Here is a 17,781-nt window from a genome sequence, read left to right on the forward strand (position 1 = left end):
CTTGAGGGGCACCCCTCGCAGCCCGCTGGAGAGGTCGGAGCGTAGCGCAGCCTGGTAGCGCATCAGACTGGGGGTCTGGGGGTCGCTGGTTCGAATCCAGTCGCTCCGACCATTCTCTCCAACGGTGGTTTTCCCCTGACCGCCACAGCCTCAGCGACAAGCCAAAAATCTCGATGAATCGTCCGGCTGCCTGCGCACGGCATTCCGGGCGTTCTCAGCTGCGTGCAGGGCATCCCCCGCTACCGCCGATCCAGCATCCGGCGCAGCTCGATCAGCTCGGTGAGAATGGCTTCAAGCGCACGGCGTTTGTCCGCGGACAGGCCGGGCGCGGCAGGCGACAGCGGGTCGTCAGGATCGGCAGAGGCGGGACCGGCACAGGCGGATTCGGCGGAGATGTCGAGGGGCGCATCAGGGAGCGCATCAGCCCCCTCCTCCTCGGTCGGATCGGGTTCGCCCGTCTCCAGCGCCTCCTCGAACAGGCAGGTGGGGCCGCCGGCGTCCGCCGGATCGGGCACCTTGCCGGGCGGGGGCACGGCACCGCGGCTCTCCTTGAGCAGCCGCTGCACGCCCTTGATCGTATAGCCTTCCTTGTAGAGCAGAGACTGGATGCGGCGCAGCAGCTCCACATCGTCGGGCCGGTAGTAACGCCGGCCGCCGCCGCGTTTCAGCGGCTTGATCTGGGGAAACTTCGTCTCCCAGAAGCGCAGCACATGCTGCGGAACGTCGAGGTCGGCCGAAACCTCGCTGATGGTACGGAACGCGCTGGCGGACTTGGCCGGCGCCCGGGAACGGGTCTCGGCTGCGGCCCCGTCCGCCATGGGACGTTCAGGCTCCAGCACCGTCCGAGCCATTCACGAGGCCCTCATTGATCCTGTTCTTCAGCACATGGCTGGCGCGGAAGACCAGGACACGGCGGGGCAGGATCGGCACTTCCTCCCCGGTCTTGGGATTGCGGCCGATGCGCTGGCCCTTGGCCCGCACCGAGAAACTGCCGAAGGAAGAGATCTTAACCATGTCGCCCCGGGCCAAGGCATCGGAAATCTCATCCAGGACGCTTTCGACCAGATCGGCGGATTCATTCCGCGACAGGCCCACCTCCTGATAGACCGCTTCGCTCAACTGCGCGCGCGTTACGGTATTGGCCATGGCGCATATCCCCCCAGACGCCCCTGTGGCAAAAACCGTACTTTGGCGGCATAAATCCGTCAATTCCAAAGAGTTGGCGCGGAATGTTGAGATGTTCGCGTGACCGCGCAGCAGTCAGGGGTACGGCGGGACGGGCATGCCGCCCTCACCAGCGGACCAGCGCCGCCCCCCAGGTGAAGCCGCCGCCCATGGCTTCCAGCAGCACGATGTCGCCGCGCTGAACGCGGCCGTCGTGCACCGCCTCGCACAGCGCCAGCGGGATGGAAGCGGCCGAGGTGTTGCCGTGGTGATCCACGGTCAGCACCACCCGCGACCCGTCGAGCTTCAGCTTGCGCGCCGTGCTCTCGATGATGCGCAGGTTGGCCTGGTGCGGCACCAGCCAGGAGATGTCGGCCGGCGACAGGCCGTTGGCGGCCAGCGCCTCCTCCACCACATGGGCGAGGTTGACGACGGCGTGCTTGAAGACCTCCTGCCCCTTCATGCGCAGGTGGCCGACCGTCTGCGTCGTGGACGGACCGCCATCGACATAGAGCAGGTCATGATGGCGCCCGTCGGAATGCAGGTGGGTGGAGAGGATGCCGCGGTCGGCAGCCGTCCCCTCGCCCTCCTCCGCGCGCAGCACGACGGCGCCGGCACCGTCGCCGAACAGCACGCAGGTCGTGCGGTCGGTCCAGTCCAGGATGCGGGAGAAGGTTTCCGCCCCGATCACCAGCGCCGTGCGCGCCTGACCGGCCTTGATGAAATTGTCCGCGATGGCGAGGGCATAGACGAAGCCCGAGCACACCGCCTGCACATCGAACGCGGCGCCGCGCGTGATGCCCAGCCGGGCCTGCACCTTCGTGGCCGTGGCCGGAAAGGTCTGGTCGGGCGTGGCGGTCGCCAGCACGATCAGGTCCACCTCGTCCGCAGCCACGCCGGCATGGGCCAGGGCGGCCCGCGCCGCGGCCTCGGCCAGATCGGAGGTGGTCTCCCCCTCCGCCGCGATGTGGCGCGACCTGATGCCGGTCCGTTCGACGATCCACTCGTCGGACGTCTCGACGATCCGCGTCAGATCCTCGTTGGTGAGGACGCGCGCCGGCAGGTAGGCGCCGCATCCCAGGATAACGGATCGCAAGGGCATCAGACGGCAGCCGCCTCGGTGGCTTCGGGGGAAGGAGCAGCGGCTTCCAGAGCCGCCTGCAAGCGGGCCAGCTCGTCCCGGATCTTCTCGTTGAAGCCGTGGACGACCAGATCGCCGGCGACGCCGATGGCATTGGCGAAACCAAGGGCATCGGTGCCGCCATGGCTCTTCACGCAGACGCCGCGCAGCCCCAGGAACATGGCGCCGTTGTAGCGGCGCGGATCGGTCCGCAGCCGCAGCTTCTGGAAGGCGCCATGGGCCAGCAGATAGCCCAGCTTCGCCAGCAGCGACGACTTGAAGGTCCGCTTCAGGAACTCGGCATAGAGCTTGGCCGTGCCTTCCGCCGTCTTCAGGGCGATATTGCCGCTGAACCCGTCGGTCACGATCACGTCCACGCTGCCGGCGGCGATGTCGTTGCCCTCGACGAAGCCACGGAAGTTCTTCGCCAGGGCCGAAGCGCGCAGCGCGCTGGCGGCCTGCCGGATCGACTCGTGACCCTTCTGCTCCTCCGACCCGACGTTCAGCAGACCGACCGTCGGCTCCAGCAGGCCCAGGACGGTGCGCGAGAACACCGTGCCCATGACCGCGAACTGGACGAGGTTGTCCGCATCGCATTCGAGGTTGGCGCCGAGGTCGAGCATCACGCTCTCCCCCCGCAGCGTGGGGAAGAACGAGGCGATCGCCGGCCGGTCGATGCCCGGCAGCGTCTTCAGCACGAACTTCGCCATCGCCATCAGGGCGCCGGTGTTCCCGGCGGAGACGACGCAGGCAGCCTCACCCGACGCCACGGCATCGATGGCGAGCCGCATGGACGAGGTGCGGCCGGCACGAAGCGCCACCGAGGGCTTGGCGTCCCCGGCGATGGCATCGGGCGTGTGCCGGACAGTGGAGACCGCCGCCAGCGCGGGGTATCGGGCGAGCAACGGACGGATCCGCTCCTCGTCCCCCACGAACAGGTAGTCGACGTTCGGGCACCGCTCCCGGGCGATGTCCGCTCCGGCGACGACCATGTCAGGGGCATGGTCCCCGCCCATGGCGTCGAGGGCGATACAGAAGCGCTCGCTCACGGATCAGGCGGGTCCTTCGCCGCTGGCTGACAAACCGGTCAAGGGGTCTCCCCCGTCGAGGTCAGGCCGAAGCGTTCTGCACAACCTCGCGGCCGTCGTAGTGGCCGCAGGAACCGCAGACATGGTGGGGGCGCTTCAGCTCACCGCAGTTCGGGCACTCGCCGTAGGCCGAGCCCTTCAGCGCGTGGTGCGACCGCCGCATGTCACGCCGCGACTTGGAGGTCTTCTTCTTAGGAACAGCCATGATCGTCAACTCGCAATTTATAAGGCGGCCACGGGGGGCCGCCTGGGTCGGAGCGCTTGGATACTGGAATTGCTCCCAGGGGGCAAGCGAGAATCCTGACTTTAGGTGGGGCGCTTCAGCCTTGCAAGCTCAGCGAAGGGATTGGGCCGGGCCGCCTCGACGACCGCCCCCTCCTCCTCCGGCTCCACGATGTCCTCGAAACTGGCCCCCTCCTTGCGGGGATAGGGATCGAGCGCCAGCGACAGGTGCTGGGCAGCCAGTTCCCCGATGTCGATGATACCACGGGGCATGGCCTCGGGCACGTCGGCCTCCTCCAGCGCGGCGAAGGAGACCTCGATCTCCTCTTCCTCCGTCTCCTTGGGGAGCAGGTGGTCCGGCGCGAAAAGGGCTGAAAAGCTGTCCGCGACATGGGCGGCCACAGGCTCCAGCGTGACGACGCAGGTCTGCGTCACGTCCGCCTCCAGCTCGCCCGTGACGCGGACCATCTCGCCCCGCACCCGGCGCAGCCGCACGGTCGCCTTCAGGAAGGCGATGTCCTGGAGGTCGAAGCGGCGGGCCAGGGCTGCGCGCTCCGCCGCCGTCGCCTCGATCTTCTCGACCATGCCGCCGGGCGACACGGTATCGGCGATCACGGGCCGGGAGAATTCCGGCGCCGTCCTTGCAGTTTCGGTCATGTCGATCACTCCGCTTGCGGCGCCGGCCCGAACTCGACCTCGCCCGCCAGCAGGCGGTCCGCCGGGAAGCTGTCCAGGGCGGCGGCCTCACGCCTCACATAGTCGGCGACCCGGCGGACGGCCGCCCGCTCCGGCAGGGTGGAGCCGAACAGATTGCGGTCCAGCGCATTCTCCAGCGCCTCGGGCGCGGCATCCGCCGCGAGCCCCGAGTCGTAGGCGGCGACGCGCCCGTAATAGTGGGACGCCAGCTCCTTCACCTTGCGCCCGACACTCAGATCGTAGACCCCGATCTCCCGCAGCCCCGAATCCATCTCCGCGAACATGAAGTCGAACAGGGCCTGATTGAACGCGGCTGCACGCTCCCCCTCCTTCGCCAGCCGGCGCATGACCAGCCAGGCGTGCAGCGACACCATCTCGAAGCGCCCCTCGAAGGTGTCGGGCACGCCGCAGTCCCGGTAGAAGCCGGGCAGGCGCGCCTGGGTCACGATACGGCCATAAAGCAGCGCCACGGTGCGCTTGGTGTTCGGGCGGAACAGGCGTGTCAGCACGGGAAGCGTGTCCAGAAGGGGCACAGGGCCGGCCGACGACGGGGGCGTCGTTGACAGGCCGCGGCGGCGGATGCGAATGTCACCCGCCAAATGGGGCAAGGAGCCGGGGCAGTCAAGCAGACCTTGGAGCCCCCGCCCCCGATGCGACGCCGCGTGCGGCCCTCCGGAAACAGCGACGCCTCAGACGATGCACAAGCGATCCACCCTCCTGCTTCTGACCGCCGGCCTCGCGCTGGCCGGCTGCTCGCCGATCGTCGCCACCCGCGGGAACCTGACCGACACGCAACGTCTGTCGGAGATCCAGCCCGGGGCGACCTCGCGCGACCAGGTGCAGTACCTGCTCGGCTATCCGACGGCGACCGGAACGGTCGATCCGAACGTCTGGTACTATATCGGCCGCCGCACGGAGCAGACGGCCTTCTTCCAGCCCGATGTGGTGGAGCAGCGGATCGTCCGCATCCGCTTCGACGGCAACGGCACCGTCGCAGCGCTGGACGAGATCGACGGCAACGCCGCCCGCGCCATCGATCCGTCCGAGGCGGCGACGCCGACGGTCGGGCGCGACATGAGCTTCCTGGAACAGCTCGTCGGCAACCTGAACCGTCCGACGCGCAAGAAGAAGGACGACGACAAGAAGAAGAAGGGCGGCAGGCGTTAGGCCCGTCCCGCCCCCCCCCCGATTGCAGGGCCGCCGCGGAACGGTGGTCAGGCCCTCTGAAAAGGAAAGCCCCGGAACCTTGCGGTTCCGGGGCTTCTTCGTTCCGACGGTCGGAACCGTCAGCCGCCGTGGGCGAGAATCGCCAGCAGCAGCAGGGCAACGATGTTGGTGATCTTGATCATCGGGTTCACGGCGGGGCCCGCCGTGTCCTTGTAGGGGTCGCCGACGGTGTCGCCGGTCACCGCCGCCTTGTGGGCGTCGGAGCCCTTGCCACCGTGGTGGCCTTCCTCGATGTACTTCTTGGCGTTGTCCCAGGCGCCGCCGCCCGAGGTCATCGAGATGGCGACGAACAGGCCGGTGACGATCACGCCCAGCAGCATGGCGCCGACGGCCGAGAAGGCGGCGCCCTTGCCGGCGATCACGAAGACCACGAAGAACAGCACCACGGGCGCCAGCACCGGCAACAGCGAGGGGATGATCATCTCCTTGATCGCCGAGCGGGTCAGCATGTCCACGGCGCGACCGTAATCGGGCTTGCTGGTGCCGGCCATGATGCCGCTGTTCTCGCGGAACTGACGACGCACCTCCTCCACCACGGAGCCGGCGGCGCGGCCGACGGCGGTCATGCCCATGGCGCCGAACAGGTACGGCAGCAGGCCGCCGATGATCAGGCCGACGACGACGAAGGGATTGTCGAGGCCGAAGTTGAGCTGGCCCTCAAGCCCGGCGAAGTACGGGTACTTCTCCGGGTTGGCGATGAAGTACTTGAGGTCCTCGTTGTAGGCAGCGAACAGCACCAGGGCACCCAGACCGGCCGAGCCGATGGCATAGCCCTTGGTCACGGCCTTCGTGGTGTTGCCCACCGCGTCCAGCGCGTCGGTGGTGACACGGACATCCTTCGGCAGGTCCGCCATCTCGGCGATACCGCCGCCGTTGTCCGTCACCGGGCCGTAGGCGTCCAGCGCCACGACCATGCCGGCCACCGCCAGCATGCTGGTCACCGCGATGGCGATGCCGAACAGGCCCGCCAGCAGGTAGGTGGCGATGATGGCGGCGCAGATCACCAGCGCCGGCAGGGCCGTCGCCTCCATGGACACCGCCAGACCCTGGATCACGTTGGTGCCGTGCCCGGTGGTGGAGGACTGCGCGACGGACTTCACCGGGCGGTAGTCGGTGCCGGTGTAGTACTCGGTGATCCAGACGATCAGCCCCGTCACGGCCAGACCGATGACGGCGCAGAGATAGAGGCTCGTGCCGGTGAAGGTCTTGCCGCCGACGGTCAGGGCCGTGTCGAAGCCTTCCGGCAGCACCCAGGTCGTCACCGCGGCGATGGCGCCGAGCGAGAGCACGCCGCAGGCGATGAAGCCCTTGTAGAGGGCACCCATGATGCTGTTGCTGCTGCCCAGCTTCACGAAGTAGGTGCCGATGATGGAGGTGATGATGCAGACGCCGCCGATCGCCAGCGGATAGACCATCATCTCCGGCAGGAACGCCTGACCGGCGAAGAAGATCGAGGCCAGGACCATGGTCGCCACGACCGTCACCGCATAGGTCTCGAACAGGTCAGCCGCCATGCCGGCGCAGTCACCCACGTTGTCGCCGACATTATCGGCGATCACGGCCGGGTTGCGGGGATCGTCCTCGGGGATGCCCGCTTCGACCTTGCCCACCAGATCGGCGCCCACGTCGGCGCCCTTGGTGAAGATGCCACCGCCCAGGCGCGCGAAGATGGAGATCAGCGAGGCGCCGAAGCCGAGCGCGACCAGCGCGTCGATCAGGCCGCGACCGTCGTACTCCATCGAAATCAGGGCGAAGTAGTATCCCGCGACCGCCAGCAGCGCGAGACCGGCCACCAGCATGCCGGTGACCGCACCCGCGCGGAAGGCGATGGACAGGCCGCTCGCCAGCCCGTGGCGGGAAGCCTCCGCCGTCCGCACGTTGGCCCGGACCGAGACGTTCATGCCGATATAGCCGGCCGCGGCCGACAGGATCGCGCCGATCAGGAAGCCGATGCCGACATGCAGGCCGAGAAGCAGCCACACGACCACGAAAATGACGCCGCCGACGATGGCGATGGTCGAATACTGGCGGTTCAGGTAGGCGCTGGCGCCGATCTGGATCGCCTGGGCGATCTCCTGCATGCGCGCGTTACCCGGGCTCGCCGCCAGCACCGACCGCGACGTGATCACGCCGTAGGCGATGGCGAGCAGGCCGCAGGCCAGCACGAAGAGTAGCACGGTTGTTGTCATGACGTTCCCTTAGCCCGTTGGCGGCACCGGCGGGTCGGCCTCGTTCGAGGACCCGGTCGGGCTTGGCTCGGCCGGCGCCAGAAGAGTGCCGGGAAAATGCCACGGTGGCATTTTCTTGGCAATCACATGGCAGGGCGTCAGATTGGCCGAAAGGCCGCAGGATTGCTGGGGTTTTGGCCTGTCCGGAGCCTATCCGGAAGGCGTGCGTCATTCCGCCGTCGCAGCACCGGCCGGGCGATTGCCACGGAGGGTCCGAGCCGCTCCGTCAGTAGGCCGGACGCTGGCTGACCGTCTGGATCAGCACATCCTTGACCACGTCCGCCCCCAGTTCCTTGACCGCTGCCTCCATCAGCTTCGAGCGCACCCCGGCCACGTCGATGATCTGGCCGTCGAGGACCTGTGCCTTGCCGATGTTGCCGTAGAGGGCCGTGAGGAAGGCGGCATTCAGGCGCGGGGAGATCAGCTTGACCTGCTCCTTCGTCGCCTCGTCCGGCACCTCGATGGCGACCGTCAGCATCACCGTCTGCTCCACCCGCTTGTCCCCGATCACGGGCAGGATCAGCGGTCCGATGGTGACGAAGGCCGGCGGCCCCACGGGCTTCGGCTTCTCCTCCGCGGCGTGGGCGCCGTCCTTGTGCTGACCGAACATGATGTAGCCGCCGACACCGCCACCGATCAGCATCAGAAGCGCGAGCGCGAACAGGACGATCTTCTTCATGGGCGGTCCCGGCGCCGGGATGGCGCATCCGTAAGGAGTATAGCCCCGGCGGACGGGCAAGGCGATGGGCCGCCCGCCGCAGACGCTGCGGCAATCCCCCCGGATAAGGCCACAGCAGTCCTTTCGATTTCCTCAAGCACCGTCGCCCCCAGGAGGACCCGCCGATCCGGCGGGGCGGCCGTCAGAAATGCTGCCAGCCGGGGCGGTCGAGCGGCAGGGGCGCGCCTGCGGCGTCCAGTACCGTGACGGCCGGCCCCCCGGCGAGAACACGGCCGATGCCGGTCACGGACACGCCACAGGCCCGGCCGGCGGCGAGCACCGCCGCCTCCCGCGCCGCCGGGGCGGTGAAGGCCAGCTCATAGTCGTCGCCGCCGGTCAGTACCGTCGCCAGCAGATCCGGCGCCGCCGCAAGCAGGGTCCGCGCCGCCGCGGACAGCGGCAGCCTGTCCGCCCGGATCTCGATCGCCACGCCGGAGACGGCGGCGATATGGCCGAGGTCCGCGACCAGCCCGTCGGACACGTCCAGTCCGGCGCTGGCAAGCTCGCGCAGGGCCGGGGCGAAGGCCAGACGCGGCTCAGGTCGCCGCAGCCGGGCGACCAGCGGCGCCCAGTCCGCCGCCAGCGGCAGCGCCGCCGGCTCCCGTCCCAGCACGCGCAGCAGGGCCAGGGCGGCATCGCCCACCGTTCCGGTCAGGAAGACGAGATCGCCGGGACGCGCCCCCGCCCGCCGCACCATCCGCCCGGCCGGGACCAGTCCCAGGGCGCTGACGGTCAGGGTGACGGGCCCGGAGGTCGAGACGGAATCACCGCCCAGCAGATGGATGCCGTAGCGCCGCTGATCCTCGCCCAGCCCGGCGCAGAAGCGGGCCAGCCAGTCTTCCGCGCAGTCCCGCGGCAGCGCCGTGACCAGGCTGTAGGCCAGCGGCACCGCCCCCTTGGCGGCAAGGTCGGAGAGGTTGACCCGCAGCAGCTTGGCCGCGATGTCCTCCGGCGGATCGTCGGGCAGGAAATGGACGCCGGCGACCATGGCGTCCGTCGTGACGACCAGCTCCATGCCCGCCGGCACGGCGACGGTGCCGGCATCGTCGGTCAGCCCGAAGGCCCCGGGATAGCCCTGGGCGAGCGGCTTCAGATAGCGGTCGATGCGGCCGAATTCGCCCGCGGCCGCGGGCGCAGCGGAACCGGGCGCGGCCGGGGTCGCGCCCTGCCCGGTCACCGGATGCCCCCGCTCACGGGCGGCCCCCGCTCACCGGCGCGTCTCGCGCGCCGCCATCTCCTCCGGGCGGAGCTGGCGGGCGATGCGGTCGAGCACGCCGTTGACCATCCCCGGCTCGCGGCCGGCGAAGAAGGCGTGGCCGACATCGATGTAGTCGTTGATGACGATGTGCGGCGCCACACCGGTGTTGCCCAGCAGTTCCCAGGCCCCGGCGCGCAGGATGGCGCGCAGGATCGGCTCCATCCGGTCCAGGCCCCACTGCCGGTCCAGCACCCCGGAGATGAGCTGGTCCGCATCGGCCTGCCGGGCCGTGACCCCGCGCACGATGTCGGCGAAGAGCTGCGGGTCGGCGGAGACGTAGTGGTCGCCGTCGATCTCCTGACCGAGACGGTGGCGCACGAACTCGCCGATCGCCGTCTCGCTCGGCGTGCCGCCCAGCTCGATCTGGTAGAGCGCCTGCACGGCGGCGAGCCGGGCAGCGCTACGCCGTGCCTTGGCCGACCCTGTCGGCTTGGGCGGGACCGGCTCGGCGGCCGGGGGCGGCGGGGAAACTGTCTTCTTCGGGGGCATCTCGGTCCGGCCTTGCGGCGGGTCAGCGGGCGTAGAGCCGGAACTGGCGCTTCAGCTCGATCATATCAAGGCAGGCACGCGCAGCGCCCCCGCCCTTGTTCTTGTGGGCAACGGAGGCGCGGGCCCAGGCCTGCTCCTCGTTCTCCACGGTGAGGATGCCGTACCCGATCGCCAGCGTGTGACGCAAGGCCAGGTCCTGCAGACCCCGCGCGCTCTCCACGCAGACGTAGTCGTAATGCGTGGTCTCGCCGCGGATGACGCAGCCCAGCGCGACATAGCCGTCGAAGCGGCGGCGGCCGGAATAGAAATCCATCGAGCGGACAGCGAACTGGATCGCCGCCGGAATCTCGAAGGCTCCCGGAACGCTGAACCGCTCATAGGTCGCGCCGGCCTTCTCCAGCTCGGCGATGGCGCCCCGGACCATTTCGTCGGCGAGGTCCTCGTAGAACCGGGCCTCGACGATCATGATGTGCGGCGCGTCGGCCATGGCGGTCGTCTCCTCGGATGGGCCGGCCGTCAGGCCGGGCGGGTGGGTATGCCGCGCTGGCCGACGATGGTCAAGCCGTAGCCCTCCAGCCCCACCACCGTCTTCTTCGTGTTGGTCAGCAGTTCCATCTCACGCACCCCCAGATCGTTCAGGATCTGGGCGCCGACACCGTAGTCGCGCAGCTCTGCGGCCGGGTGCTGACCATCGGCGTCCATGGCGCGCAGCCGCTCGGGCAGGCTGAAGGGCTGCGCCTCACGCAGCACGACGATGACGCCGCGGCCCTCCGCGGCGATCGCCTCCATCGCCGCCGGCAGCTCCCCGCCGGGACCGCGGCGGGCATCGCCCAGCAGGTCGTGGATCACGTCCAGCGCATGCATGCGGACCAGCACGGGACCGCCACCGGCGATGCTGCCCTTGACCAGGGCGATGTGCTCCGCCCCGCTGATGCGGTTGCGGTAGACGATCATCTCGAAATGGCCGCCGTGATGGCTGGTGATCGAGGTGCGGTAGACGCGCTCGATCAGCGTCTCGGTGCGGCGGCGGTAGGCGATCAGGTCGGCGATGGTGCCGATCTTCAGCCCGTGGCGCTGGGCGAAGCCGACCAGATCGGGCAGCCGCGCCATGGTGCCGTCGTCGTTCATGATCTCGCAGATCACGCCCGACGGCAGCAGCCCGGCCATGCGGGCGAAATCCACCGAGGCCTCGGTATGGCCGGCCCGGACGAGAACGCCGCCGTCACGCGCCAGCAGCGGGAAGACATGCCCCGGCGTGACGATGTCCGACGGCGTGCTGGCCGGGTCGATGGCGACCTGGATGGTGCGCGCCCGGTCGGCCGCGGAGATGCCCGTGGTAACGCCGGTGCGTGCCTCGATGGAGACGGTGAAGGCGGTCTGATGGCGGGTGCCGTTCTGCTGCGCCATCAGCGGCAGGTTCAGCCGGCTGATCTGCTCCCCGTCCATGGCGAGGCAGACCAGCCCGCGGCCGTGCTTGGCCATGAAGTTGATGACATCCGGCGTCGCCATCTGGGCCGGGATCACCAGATCGCCCTCGTTCTCCCGGTCCTCGTCATCGACCAGGATGAACATGCGGCCGGCGCGGGCCTCCTCGATCAGCTCTTCCGTGCTGGAGAGCACCGCCCGGTCCTCGGGCGGCAGGCGGACATCGTCCATCGCGGTCATCCCAGGCTCTCCGCCAGCCGCGCCACGTACCGGGCCAGCATGTCCACCTCCATGTTCACACGTCCGCCGGGCCGGAGCGTTCCGAAGGTCGTGTGGGCACGGGTGTGCGGAATGATGTTCACCCCGAACACGGGGCCGTCCACTTCATTCACCGTGAGCGAGACGCCGTCAAGCGCCACCGATCCCTTCGGCGCGATGAAGCGGGCAAGGGCGTCCGGCACCCGGAAGCGCCAGCGCGTGCTGTCGCCCTCCGGCACGACCGAGAGCACCTCCGCCACGCCATCGACATGGCCGGAGACGATATGGCCGCCCAGCTCGTCGCCCAGGCGCAGGGCCCGTTCCAGGTTGACCGGGGTGCCCACCTGCCAGTCGCCCAGGGTGGTCTTTGACAGGGTCTCCCCGGAGGCGTCCACGCGGAAGGCACCGGGCAGCAGCTCGACCACGGTCAGGCAGCAGCCGTTGCAGGCGATGCTGGCGCCCAGGTCGATGCTCCCGGTGTCGAAGCGGGTTCCGATGGTGAAACGGGTGTCGCCCCGGCGCTCGATGGCGGCGACATGACCGACGTCTGTGATGATGCCTGTGAACATGCAGCTAACCTAGGATGTCCCCCGCCCCCTGGCGAGCGTTTTGGATGCGCGGCCACCGCCGCGCGGTCGGATCCGGCGCGCTCAGCCGCGGCGGCGGTAGCTCTCCAGCAGGTCCTCGCCGGCGGGCCGGACGGCGATGCGCTCGTAGCCGGGCGCGTCGGTCAGCCGGTCAGCGCCGAAGCCGACGGCGGCCGGCAGCGCGTCGCCGCCCAGCAGCAGGCCGGCGCGGAACCATTCCAGCCGGTCGGCCAGACCGTCGCGCAGCAGCGACGCCGCCAGCCGCGCCCCGCCTTCCGCCAGGACACGGGTGATGCCGCGGGCGGCCAGGGCGCGCAGGGTCTGCGGCAGGGAAATCTCCCCCTCCGGGCCGGGCTCCACCGGAATCAGCTCCACCCCGCAGTCGGCGAAGGCCGCCATCCGCGCAGGCTCCGCCGCGTCCGGCCGGGTGACGATCCAGAGCGGCGTGCGGTCGGCCGTCCGCACCAGCCTGCCGGTGAGCGGCAGCCGCAGCCGGCTGTCCAGCACGATGCGGACGGGCGAGCGGTCCGCCATCCCCGGCAGCCGGCAGGTCAGCTCCGGATCGTCCGCCAGCGCGGTGCCGATGCCGACCAGGATGGCGTCGTGGCTGGCGCGCAGCCCATGCCCCCAGGCCCGCGCCACCGAGCCGGTGATCCAGCGGCTCTCCCCCGTGCGGGTGGCGATGCGCCCGTCCAGCGAGGTGGCGAGCTTGAGGGTCACCAGCGGCCGGCCCTCGCGGATGCGCAGGAAGAACCCGGCGTTCAGTTCCTGCGCCTCGGCCTCCAGCAGGCCGGACGCGACATCCAGCCCGGCCGCCCGCAGCCGCGCCAGCCCGCCGCCGGAGACGCGCGGGTCCGGGTCTTCGCAGGCGACGACGACGCGGGCGACGCCCGCCGCCATCAGCGCCTCGGTGCAGGGCGGCGTCCTGCCGTGGTGGTTGCAGGGTTCCAGGCTGACATAGGCGGTGGCACCGCGGGCCAGTTCCCCGGCCTGACGCAGGGCCTCCGTCTCGCCATGCGGTCGGCCGCCGGCTCCGGTGACACCGCGGCCGACGACGCGGCCCTCGCGGACCAGGACGCAGCCGACCGAGGGATTCGGCCGGACCCGGCCCAGTCCCCGGGCGGCAAGCGTCAGGGCGGCCCGCATGTGGGCGCGGTCCTGGTCGGAGAACCGGCCCGCCTCGATGGAGGGTGACACGGTCATGGAGTACCGCTCACCCCGCCGGCGCGTCGGTGCGCAGCGTCTCCACGAACTGGTTGAAGTCGGCGACTTCCCGGAAGTCCTTGTAGACCGAGGCGTACCGCACATAGGCGACCTTGTCCAAGGTGCCCAGGTGGTTCATCACCATCTCGCCGATCTGGCTGGACGGGATCTCCGTCTCGCCGGAGGATTCGAGCTGGCGCACGATGGAGTTGACGACCCGGTCGATGCGGTCGGCATCGACCGGGCGCTTGCGCAGGGCGATCCGCATGGAGCGCAGCAGCTTCTCGCGGTCGAAGGGCTCCCGCGAACCGCCGCTCTTGATCACGGTCAGTTCGCGGAGCTGCACCCGTTCGAAGGTGGTGAAGCGGGCGCCGCAGGCCGGGCAGAAACGCCGCCGCCGGATGGCGGAATTGTCCTCTGTCGGCCGCGAGTCCTTCACCTGGGTATCGTCGTTCCCACAGAACGGGCAGCGCATGCAGTCCCCCTCCCCCGCAGTTCTCTTCTTACAGCGTCGGGTAGATCGGGAAGCGGTGGCACAGCGCGCGCACCTGCTCCCGCACCCGCGTCTCCGTCGCGGTATTGTCGCCGTTGGAGCGGGCGAGCCCGTCCAGCACCTCCACGATCAGGTCGCCGACCTGCGCGAACTCGGCCGTGCCGAAGCCGCGGGTCGTGGCCGCCGGGCTGCCCAGGCGGACGCCGGAGGTGACCAGGGGCTTCTCCGGATCGAACGGCACGCCGTTCTTGTTGCAGGTCATGCCGGCATGCTCCAGCGTCGCCTCGGCAGCCTTGCCGGTCAGCCGCTTCGGACGCAGGTCCACCAGCACGATGTGGCTGTCGGTGCCGCCGGAGACGATGTCCAGACCGCCCGCCACCAGCCGCTCGGCCAGAACCTTGGCGTTGTCCACCACCGACTGGGCATAGGCCTTGAATTCCGGCCGCAGCGCCTCGCCGAAGGCGACCGCCTTGGCGGCGATCACATGCATCAGCGGGCCGCCCTGAAGCCCCGGGAAGACGGCGGAGTTGAACTTCTTGCCCAGCTCCGGATCGTTCGAGAGGATCATGCCGCCGCGCGGGCCGCGCAGCGTCTTGTGCGTGGTGGTGGTCACCACATGCGCGTGCGGCAGCGGGCTGGGATAGACGCCGGCAGCGATGAGGCCGGCATAGTGCGCCATATCCACCATCAGGTAGGCGCCGATCTCGTCGGCGATGCGGCGGAAGCGGGCGAAGTCGATCTGGCGCGGATAGGCGGACCCGCCGGCGATGATCAGCTTCGGCTTGTGCTCGCGGGCCTTGGCCTCGACCTCCTCATAGTCGATCAGGTGGTCGTCGCGGCGCACGCCGTAGCTGACGACCTTGAACCACTTGCCCGACTGGTTGGCCGGAGCGCCATGGGTGAGGTGGCCGCCGGCCGAGAGATCCATGCCCATGAAGGTGTCGCCGGGCTGGAGCAGCGCCATGAACACGGCCTGGTTCGCCTGCGCGCCGGAATGCGGCTGCACGTTGGCGTAGGCACAGCCGAACAGCGCCTTGGCCCGCTCGATCGCCAGCGTCTCGGCGACGTCCACATACTCGCAGCCGCCGTAGTAGCGCCGGCCGGGATAGCCCTCGGCGTACTTGTTGGTCAGCACCGAGCCCTGCGCTTCCAGCACCGCCCGGGAGACGATGTTCTCGGAGGCGATCAGCTCGATCTGGTCCTGCTGCCGGGCCAGTTCGCTGCGGATGGCCTGGAACAGGTCCGGATCGCTGTCCGCGAGCCGGTCGGTGAAGAAGCGGGAACCCGTCTGCATGTCCATGTGTGGCTATCCTCAGTGCTCTCGATCCGGGCCGTCAGCCGAGCTTGGCGACGCGGCGGGCATGGCGGCCACCCTCATAGGGGGTCGCCAGGAAGGTGGCGGTGCAGTCGCGCGCGACCTCGATCCCGGTCGTCCGGGCCCCCAGGACCAGGACATTGGCGTCGTTGTGCTGTCTCGACAGACGGGCCGTCGTGATATCGTGGCAGAGTGCGGCGCGCACATGCCGGTGACGATTGGCAGCGATGCTGATGCCGATGCCCGTACCGCAGATCAGGACCCCCCGCTGCGCCCGCCCGTCCTTCAGGGCGGCGGCGATGGCGTCGGCGAAATCAGGATAATCCACGGATTCCCGGCCGTCTGCGCCGAGATCGAGGACCGTGCGCCCCTCCCCCTCCAGCATCTCCTTCAGCGAGGCCTTCAGGTCGTAGCCGGCGTGATCGGAAGCGATGGCGATGGTTTCGGCGGTCATCGGCGTAGAATCCCAAACCTAGGGGGTCATAACCGGCACGGACCCTAGCAGATGACAGACGCCCACACCAGTTCCAGCCGGGGATGCCTCCGCAGGTCCGTATTGCCGGACGCGCGGACCTTGGCGGACCGAATCGCGCCCAAGGTCTGCTGAAATCCGTCCCATATTGTCGCACTTCGCGGGTGGTAAGGGCCTAAGTCGCGGAACTTCGTCGCGCTATATCGAACCGTAAGACACTACTACAGAGGTCTAGTCCGTTCAGTTCCCGACCTCATGTCACCAGCGTTCACGCAACCAGATCACAGCGGTAACTTGTAGTGCAAAACCGCTCAAAATAACCTGGAACAGATGGGCCACCTTTTTCATTGACACCCAAGGGAGCCTATGCCAAGCGGTAATTCCACATTCAAGGAACGGTCAGGACACTAGCAATGACGGATCAGCAGGCGAATGACATTCCCGTTAGCGATCTCCTGCGCATGACGGCGGAGATTGTCTCCGCCTACGTGGGCAAGAATACGCTGCCGACCCAGCAGATCCCGGAAGTCATCAATACGGTCTACAGCTCCCTGAACGGGTTGCAGGGTGCCGGCCGGGAGACGCAGGCCGAGCCGCCGCGCCCGGCCGTGCCGATCAAGAAGTCGGTCACGCCCGAATACATCGTCTGCCTGGAAGACGGCAAGAAGCTGAAGATGCTGAAGCGGCATCTCCGCTCTACCTACAACATGACGCCGGACGAGTACCGCGTGAAGTGGGGTCTGCCGCCCGACTATCCGATGGTCGCGCCCAACTATGCGGCGCAGCGCTCCGATTTTGCGAAGAAGATCGGCCTTGGCCGTTCTTCCACCCGGCAGGCGCGCCGCCGCGCGTCCTGATCCGGTGCCGGCCGGATCGCCCTGATCCGGCGGGAAGTCATCGCACAGACTGGAAAGGCCGTCCCCCGGGGCGGCCTTTTTCTCTTGTACCGGTTCCAGCCGATCGGGTGCCCGGCGGCGTGGAGGTTGCGGCAGCACTCCTGCCAGTTGTTCCAGGGACAGGGAGTGCGCGGAACAGCCTCCGGAGAGGGGGGCGGGATCTGCGGGCGGAGACAGGTCAGCGGGTGCGCGGAGGGGAGGCCGGGCCTCCCTGCTGACCGCGGGCCAGGACGAAGCGGAGCTTGTTCACCGCTGCCCGGCTGAGGGTTTCCTGCCCCGCGCTGGCGGGACCCTGGATCACGACTTCGGTGTTCGTTGCCGGATCGATCGCCGAGACACGGACGATCGACCCGACCCGCTGGAACTCGATCAGATAGCCACCGGGAGCGGCCATGGCGGAATGCCCCGGCTTCTCACGCGGCCGACGTCATCGTGAAATTGCTGTAGTCGAGCGAGGCGGACCAGAAGCGCTCCAGCTTGCGCATGATCTCATTGGCCCTGGCCAGCTCCTCCGAGGAGAGGCCGCCCTTGTCCAGGGATTCGATCTGGCGCTCGAACAGCGCGCTGACCTTGTCCCGCAGCCCCAGCCCCTTCTCCGACAACCGGACGCGCACGGAGCGCCGGTCATGCGGGGACCGTTCCTGCACGATGTAGCCGTTCTCGTACATCTTCTTGACGTTGTAGGAGACGTTCGAGCCGAGATAGTAGCCCCGGGCGGTCAGCTCGCCCACGGTCATCTCATCATCCCCGATGTTGTAGAGGATCAGAGCCTGGACGTTGTTGATGTCCTGGATACCGAGCCGATCCAACTCCACCTTGAGGACTTCCAGGAAGTGCCGGTGGAGACGTTCGATCAAGAGGATGCTGTCGTAGTAGGGCTGCCGCAAGGCAATCTCCATCCTTCCCGTTCGGGCTGGTCGGA

Annotated in this window: 22 protein-coding genes and 1 tRNA gene; 3 read left to right on the forward strand and 20 right to left on the reverse strand. The window is 68.8% G+C overall.

What is annotated here, in order from left to right:
* The first annotated feature begins 35 nt into the window (after positions 1–35).
* Positions 36–112, forward strand: a tRNA-Pro gene (locus ACFQPS_RS03290).
* Between the two features lie 127 nt (positions 113–239).
* On the opposite strand, the gene ACFQPS_RS03295 is transcribed toward ACFQPS_RS03290, so the two are convergent.
* From ACFQPS_RS03295 to ACFQPS_RS03325, 7 genes are all read right to left on the reverse strand, one after another.
* Positions 240–851 (reverse strand): MerR family transcriptional regulator, encoded by a 612-nt coding sequence (locus tag ACFQPS_RS03295; RefSeq protein ID WP_417715159.1) that lies wholly within the window; start codon positions 849–851, stop codon positions 240–242.
* Positions 826–1,146: an integration host factor subunit alpha gene (locus ACFQPS_RS03300; RefSeq protein WP_012566517.1), complete on the reverse strand. Its 321-nt coding sequence runs from the start codon at positions 1,144–1,146 to the stop codon at positions 826–828. Before ACFQPS_RS03300 ends, ACFQPS_RS03295 begins: the two co-directional genes overlap by 26 nt.
* A 145-nt stretch (positions 1,147–1,291) precedes the next feature.
* Complete coding sequence (locus ACFQPS_RS03305; RefSeq protein WP_377356407.1) at positions 1,292–2,266, reverse strand: beta-ketoacyl-ACP synthase III; 975 nt, start codon at positions 2,264–2,266, stop codon at positions 1,292–1,294.
* A complete protein-coding gene (gene plsX / locus ACFQPS_RS03310; protein WP_377356409.1) occupies positions 2,266–3,333 on the reverse strand; it encodes a phosphate acyltransferase PlsX in 1,068 nt (355 codons plus the stop codon). The genes ACFQPS_RS03305 and plsX overlap by 1 nt, the downstream gene beginning before the upstream one ends.
* Positions 3,334–3,394: 61 nt before the next feature.
* On the reverse strand, positions 3,395–3,577 hold the full coding sequence (gene rpmF / locus ACFQPS_RS03315) for a 50S ribosomal protein L32 (RefSeq protein ID WP_012566520.1): 183 nt from the start codon (positions 3,575–3,577) through the stop codon (positions 3,395–3,397).
* A gap of 101 nt (positions 3,578–3,678) precedes the next feature.
* Positions 3,679–4,251, reverse strand: a complete 573-nt coding sequence (locus ACFQPS_RS03320) for a YceD family protein (RefSeq protein ID WP_377356411.1) — start codon at positions 4,249–4,251, stop codon at positions 3,679–3,681.
* Positions 4,252–4,256: 5 nt separating this feature from the next.
* Positions 4,257–4,799 (reverse strand): ubiquinol-cytochrome C chaperone family protein, encoded by a 543-nt coding sequence (locus tag ACFQPS_RS03325; protein WP_377356413.1) that lies wholly within the window; start codon positions 4,797–4,799, stop codon positions 4,257–4,259.
* Between the two features lie 187 nt (positions 4,800–4,986).
* Between ACFQPS_RS03325 and ACFQPS_RS03330 the strand changes: the two genes are divergently transcribed.
* On the forward strand, positions 4,987–5,457 hold the full coding sequence (locus ACFQPS_RS03330; protein WP_377356415.1) for an outer membrane protein assembly factor BamE: 471 nt from the start codon (positions 4,987–4,989) through the stop codon (positions 5,455–5,457).
* Between the two features lie 119 nt (positions 5,458–5,576).
* Here the strand turns inward: ACFQPS_RS03330 and ACFQPS_RS03335 are convergent, their stop codons facing one another.
* The 11 genes from ACFQPS_RS03335 to rpiB all read right to left on the reverse strand — a co-directional run bounded on the left by ACFQPS_RS03335 (position 5,577) and on the right by rpiB (position 15,945).
* Positions 5,577–7,706 carry a sodium-translocating pyrophosphatase gene (locus ACFQPS_RS03335; protein ID WP_377356417.1) on the reverse strand — a complete coding sequence of 710 codons (2,130 nt, stop codon included), beginning with the start codon at positions 7,704–7,706 and terminating at the stop codon, positions 5,577–5,579.
* 265 nt (positions 7,707–7,971) lie between these two features.
* The gene (locus tag ACFQPS_RS03340; RefSeq protein ID WP_377356419.1) at positions 7,972–8,424 is read right to left on the reverse strand and encodes a flagellar basal body-associated FliL family protein; all 453 of its coding nucleotides are present in this window, start codon (positions 8,422–8,424) and stop codon (positions 7,972–7,974) included.
* Between the two features lie 181 nt (positions 8,425–8,605).
* On the reverse strand, positions 8,606–9,640 hold the full coding sequence (thiL, locus tag ACFQPS_RS03345; protein ID WP_377356421.1) for a thiamine-phosphate kinase: 1,035 nt from the start codon (positions 9,638–9,640) through the stop codon (positions 8,606–8,608).
* Between the two features lie 30 nt (positions 9,641–9,670).
* Complete coding sequence (gene nusB / locus ACFQPS_RS03350) at positions 9,671–10,210, reverse strand: transcription antitermination factor NusB (RefSeq protein ID WP_377356422.1); 540 nt, start codon at positions 10,208–10,210, stop codon at positions 9,671–9,673.
* Between the two features lie 22 nt (positions 10,211–10,232).
* The gene (locus tag ACFQPS_RS03355; RefSeq protein ID WP_377356424.1) at positions 10,233–10,697 is read right to left on the reverse strand and encodes a 6,7-dimethyl-8-ribityllumazine synthase; all 465 of its coding nucleotides are present in this window, start codon (positions 10,695–10,697) and stop codon (positions 10,233–10,235) included.
* 29 nt (positions 10,698–10,726) lie between these two features.
* The gene (gene ribB, locus ACFQPS_RS03360; protein WP_377356425.1) at positions 10,727–11,875 is read right to left on the reverse strand and encodes a 3,4-dihydroxy-2-butanone-4-phosphate synthase; all 1,149 of its coding nucleotides are present in this window, start codon (positions 11,873–11,875) and stop codon (positions 10,727–10,729) included.
* Entirely contained in the window at positions 11,872–12,462 is a 591-nt protein-coding gene (locus ACFQPS_RS03365; protein WP_377356426.1) for a riboflavin synthase, read from the reverse strand. The genes ribB and ACFQPS_RS03365 overlap by 4 nt, the downstream gene beginning before the upstream one ends.
* Before the next feature lie 81 nt (positions 12,463–12,543).
* The gene (ribD, locus tag ACFQPS_RS03370; protein WP_377356428.1) at positions 12,544–13,683 is read right to left on the reverse strand and encodes a bifunctional diaminohydroxyphosphoribosylaminopyrimidine deaminase/5-amino-6-(5-phosphoribosylamino)uracil reductase RibD; all 1,140 of its coding nucleotides are present in this window, start codon (positions 13,681–13,683) and stop codon (positions 12,544–12,546) included.
* A gap of 10 nt (positions 13,684–13,693) precedes the next feature.
* Complete coding sequence (gene nrdR, locus ACFQPS_RS03375; RefSeq protein WP_377356430.1) at positions 13,694–14,158, reverse strand: transcriptional regulator NrdR; 465 nt, start codon at positions 14,156–14,158, stop codon at positions 13,694–13,696.
* Positions 14,159–14,186: 28 nt separating this feature from the next.
* Positions 14,187–15,476, reverse strand: a complete 1,290-nt coding sequence (glyA, locus tag ACFQPS_RS03380; protein WP_377356431.1) for a serine hydroxymethyltransferase — start codon at positions 15,474–15,476, stop codon at positions 14,187–14,189.
* Between the two features lie 34 nt (positions 15,477–15,510).
* Positions 15,511–15,945, reverse strand: coding sequence for a ribose 5-phosphate isomerase B (rpiB, locus tag ACFQPS_RS03385; protein WP_377356432.1), 435 nt, complete (start codon positions 15,943–15,945; stop codon positions 15,511–15,513).
* 431 nt (positions 15,946–16,376) lie between these two features.
* On the opposite strand from rpiB, the gene ACFQPS_RS03390 reads away from it, so the two are divergent.
* Complete coding sequence (locus ACFQPS_RS03390) at positions 16,377–16,820, forward strand: Ros/MucR family transcriptional regulator (RefSeq protein ID WP_012566535.1); 444 nt, start codon at positions 16,377–16,379, stop codon at positions 16,818–16,820.
* A 217-nt stretch (positions 16,821–17,037) separates the two neighbouring features.
* Here the strand turns inward: ACFQPS_RS03390 and ACFQPS_RS03395 are convergent, their stop codons facing one another.
* Positions 17,038–17,253 (reverse strand): DUF6898 family protein, encoded by a 216-nt coding sequence (locus ACFQPS_RS03395; protein WP_377356434.1) that lies wholly within the window; start codon positions 17,251–17,253, stop codon positions 17,038–17,040.
* Positions 17,254–17,272: 19 nt separating this feature from the next.
* Positions 17,273–17,758, reverse strand: coding sequence for a MarR family winged helix-turn-helix transcriptional regulator (locus tag ACFQPS_RS03400; protein WP_377356435.1), 486 nt, complete (start codon positions 17,756–17,758; stop codon positions 17,273–17,275).
* Positions 17,759–17,781 lie beyond the last annotated feature (23 nt).

Origin of the sequence: Rhodocista pekingensis, from assembly GCF_042665545.1 — a bacterium.
GTDB lineage: Bacteria > Pseudomonadota > Alphaproteobacteria > Azospirillales > Azospirillaceae > Rhodocista > Rhodocista pekingensis.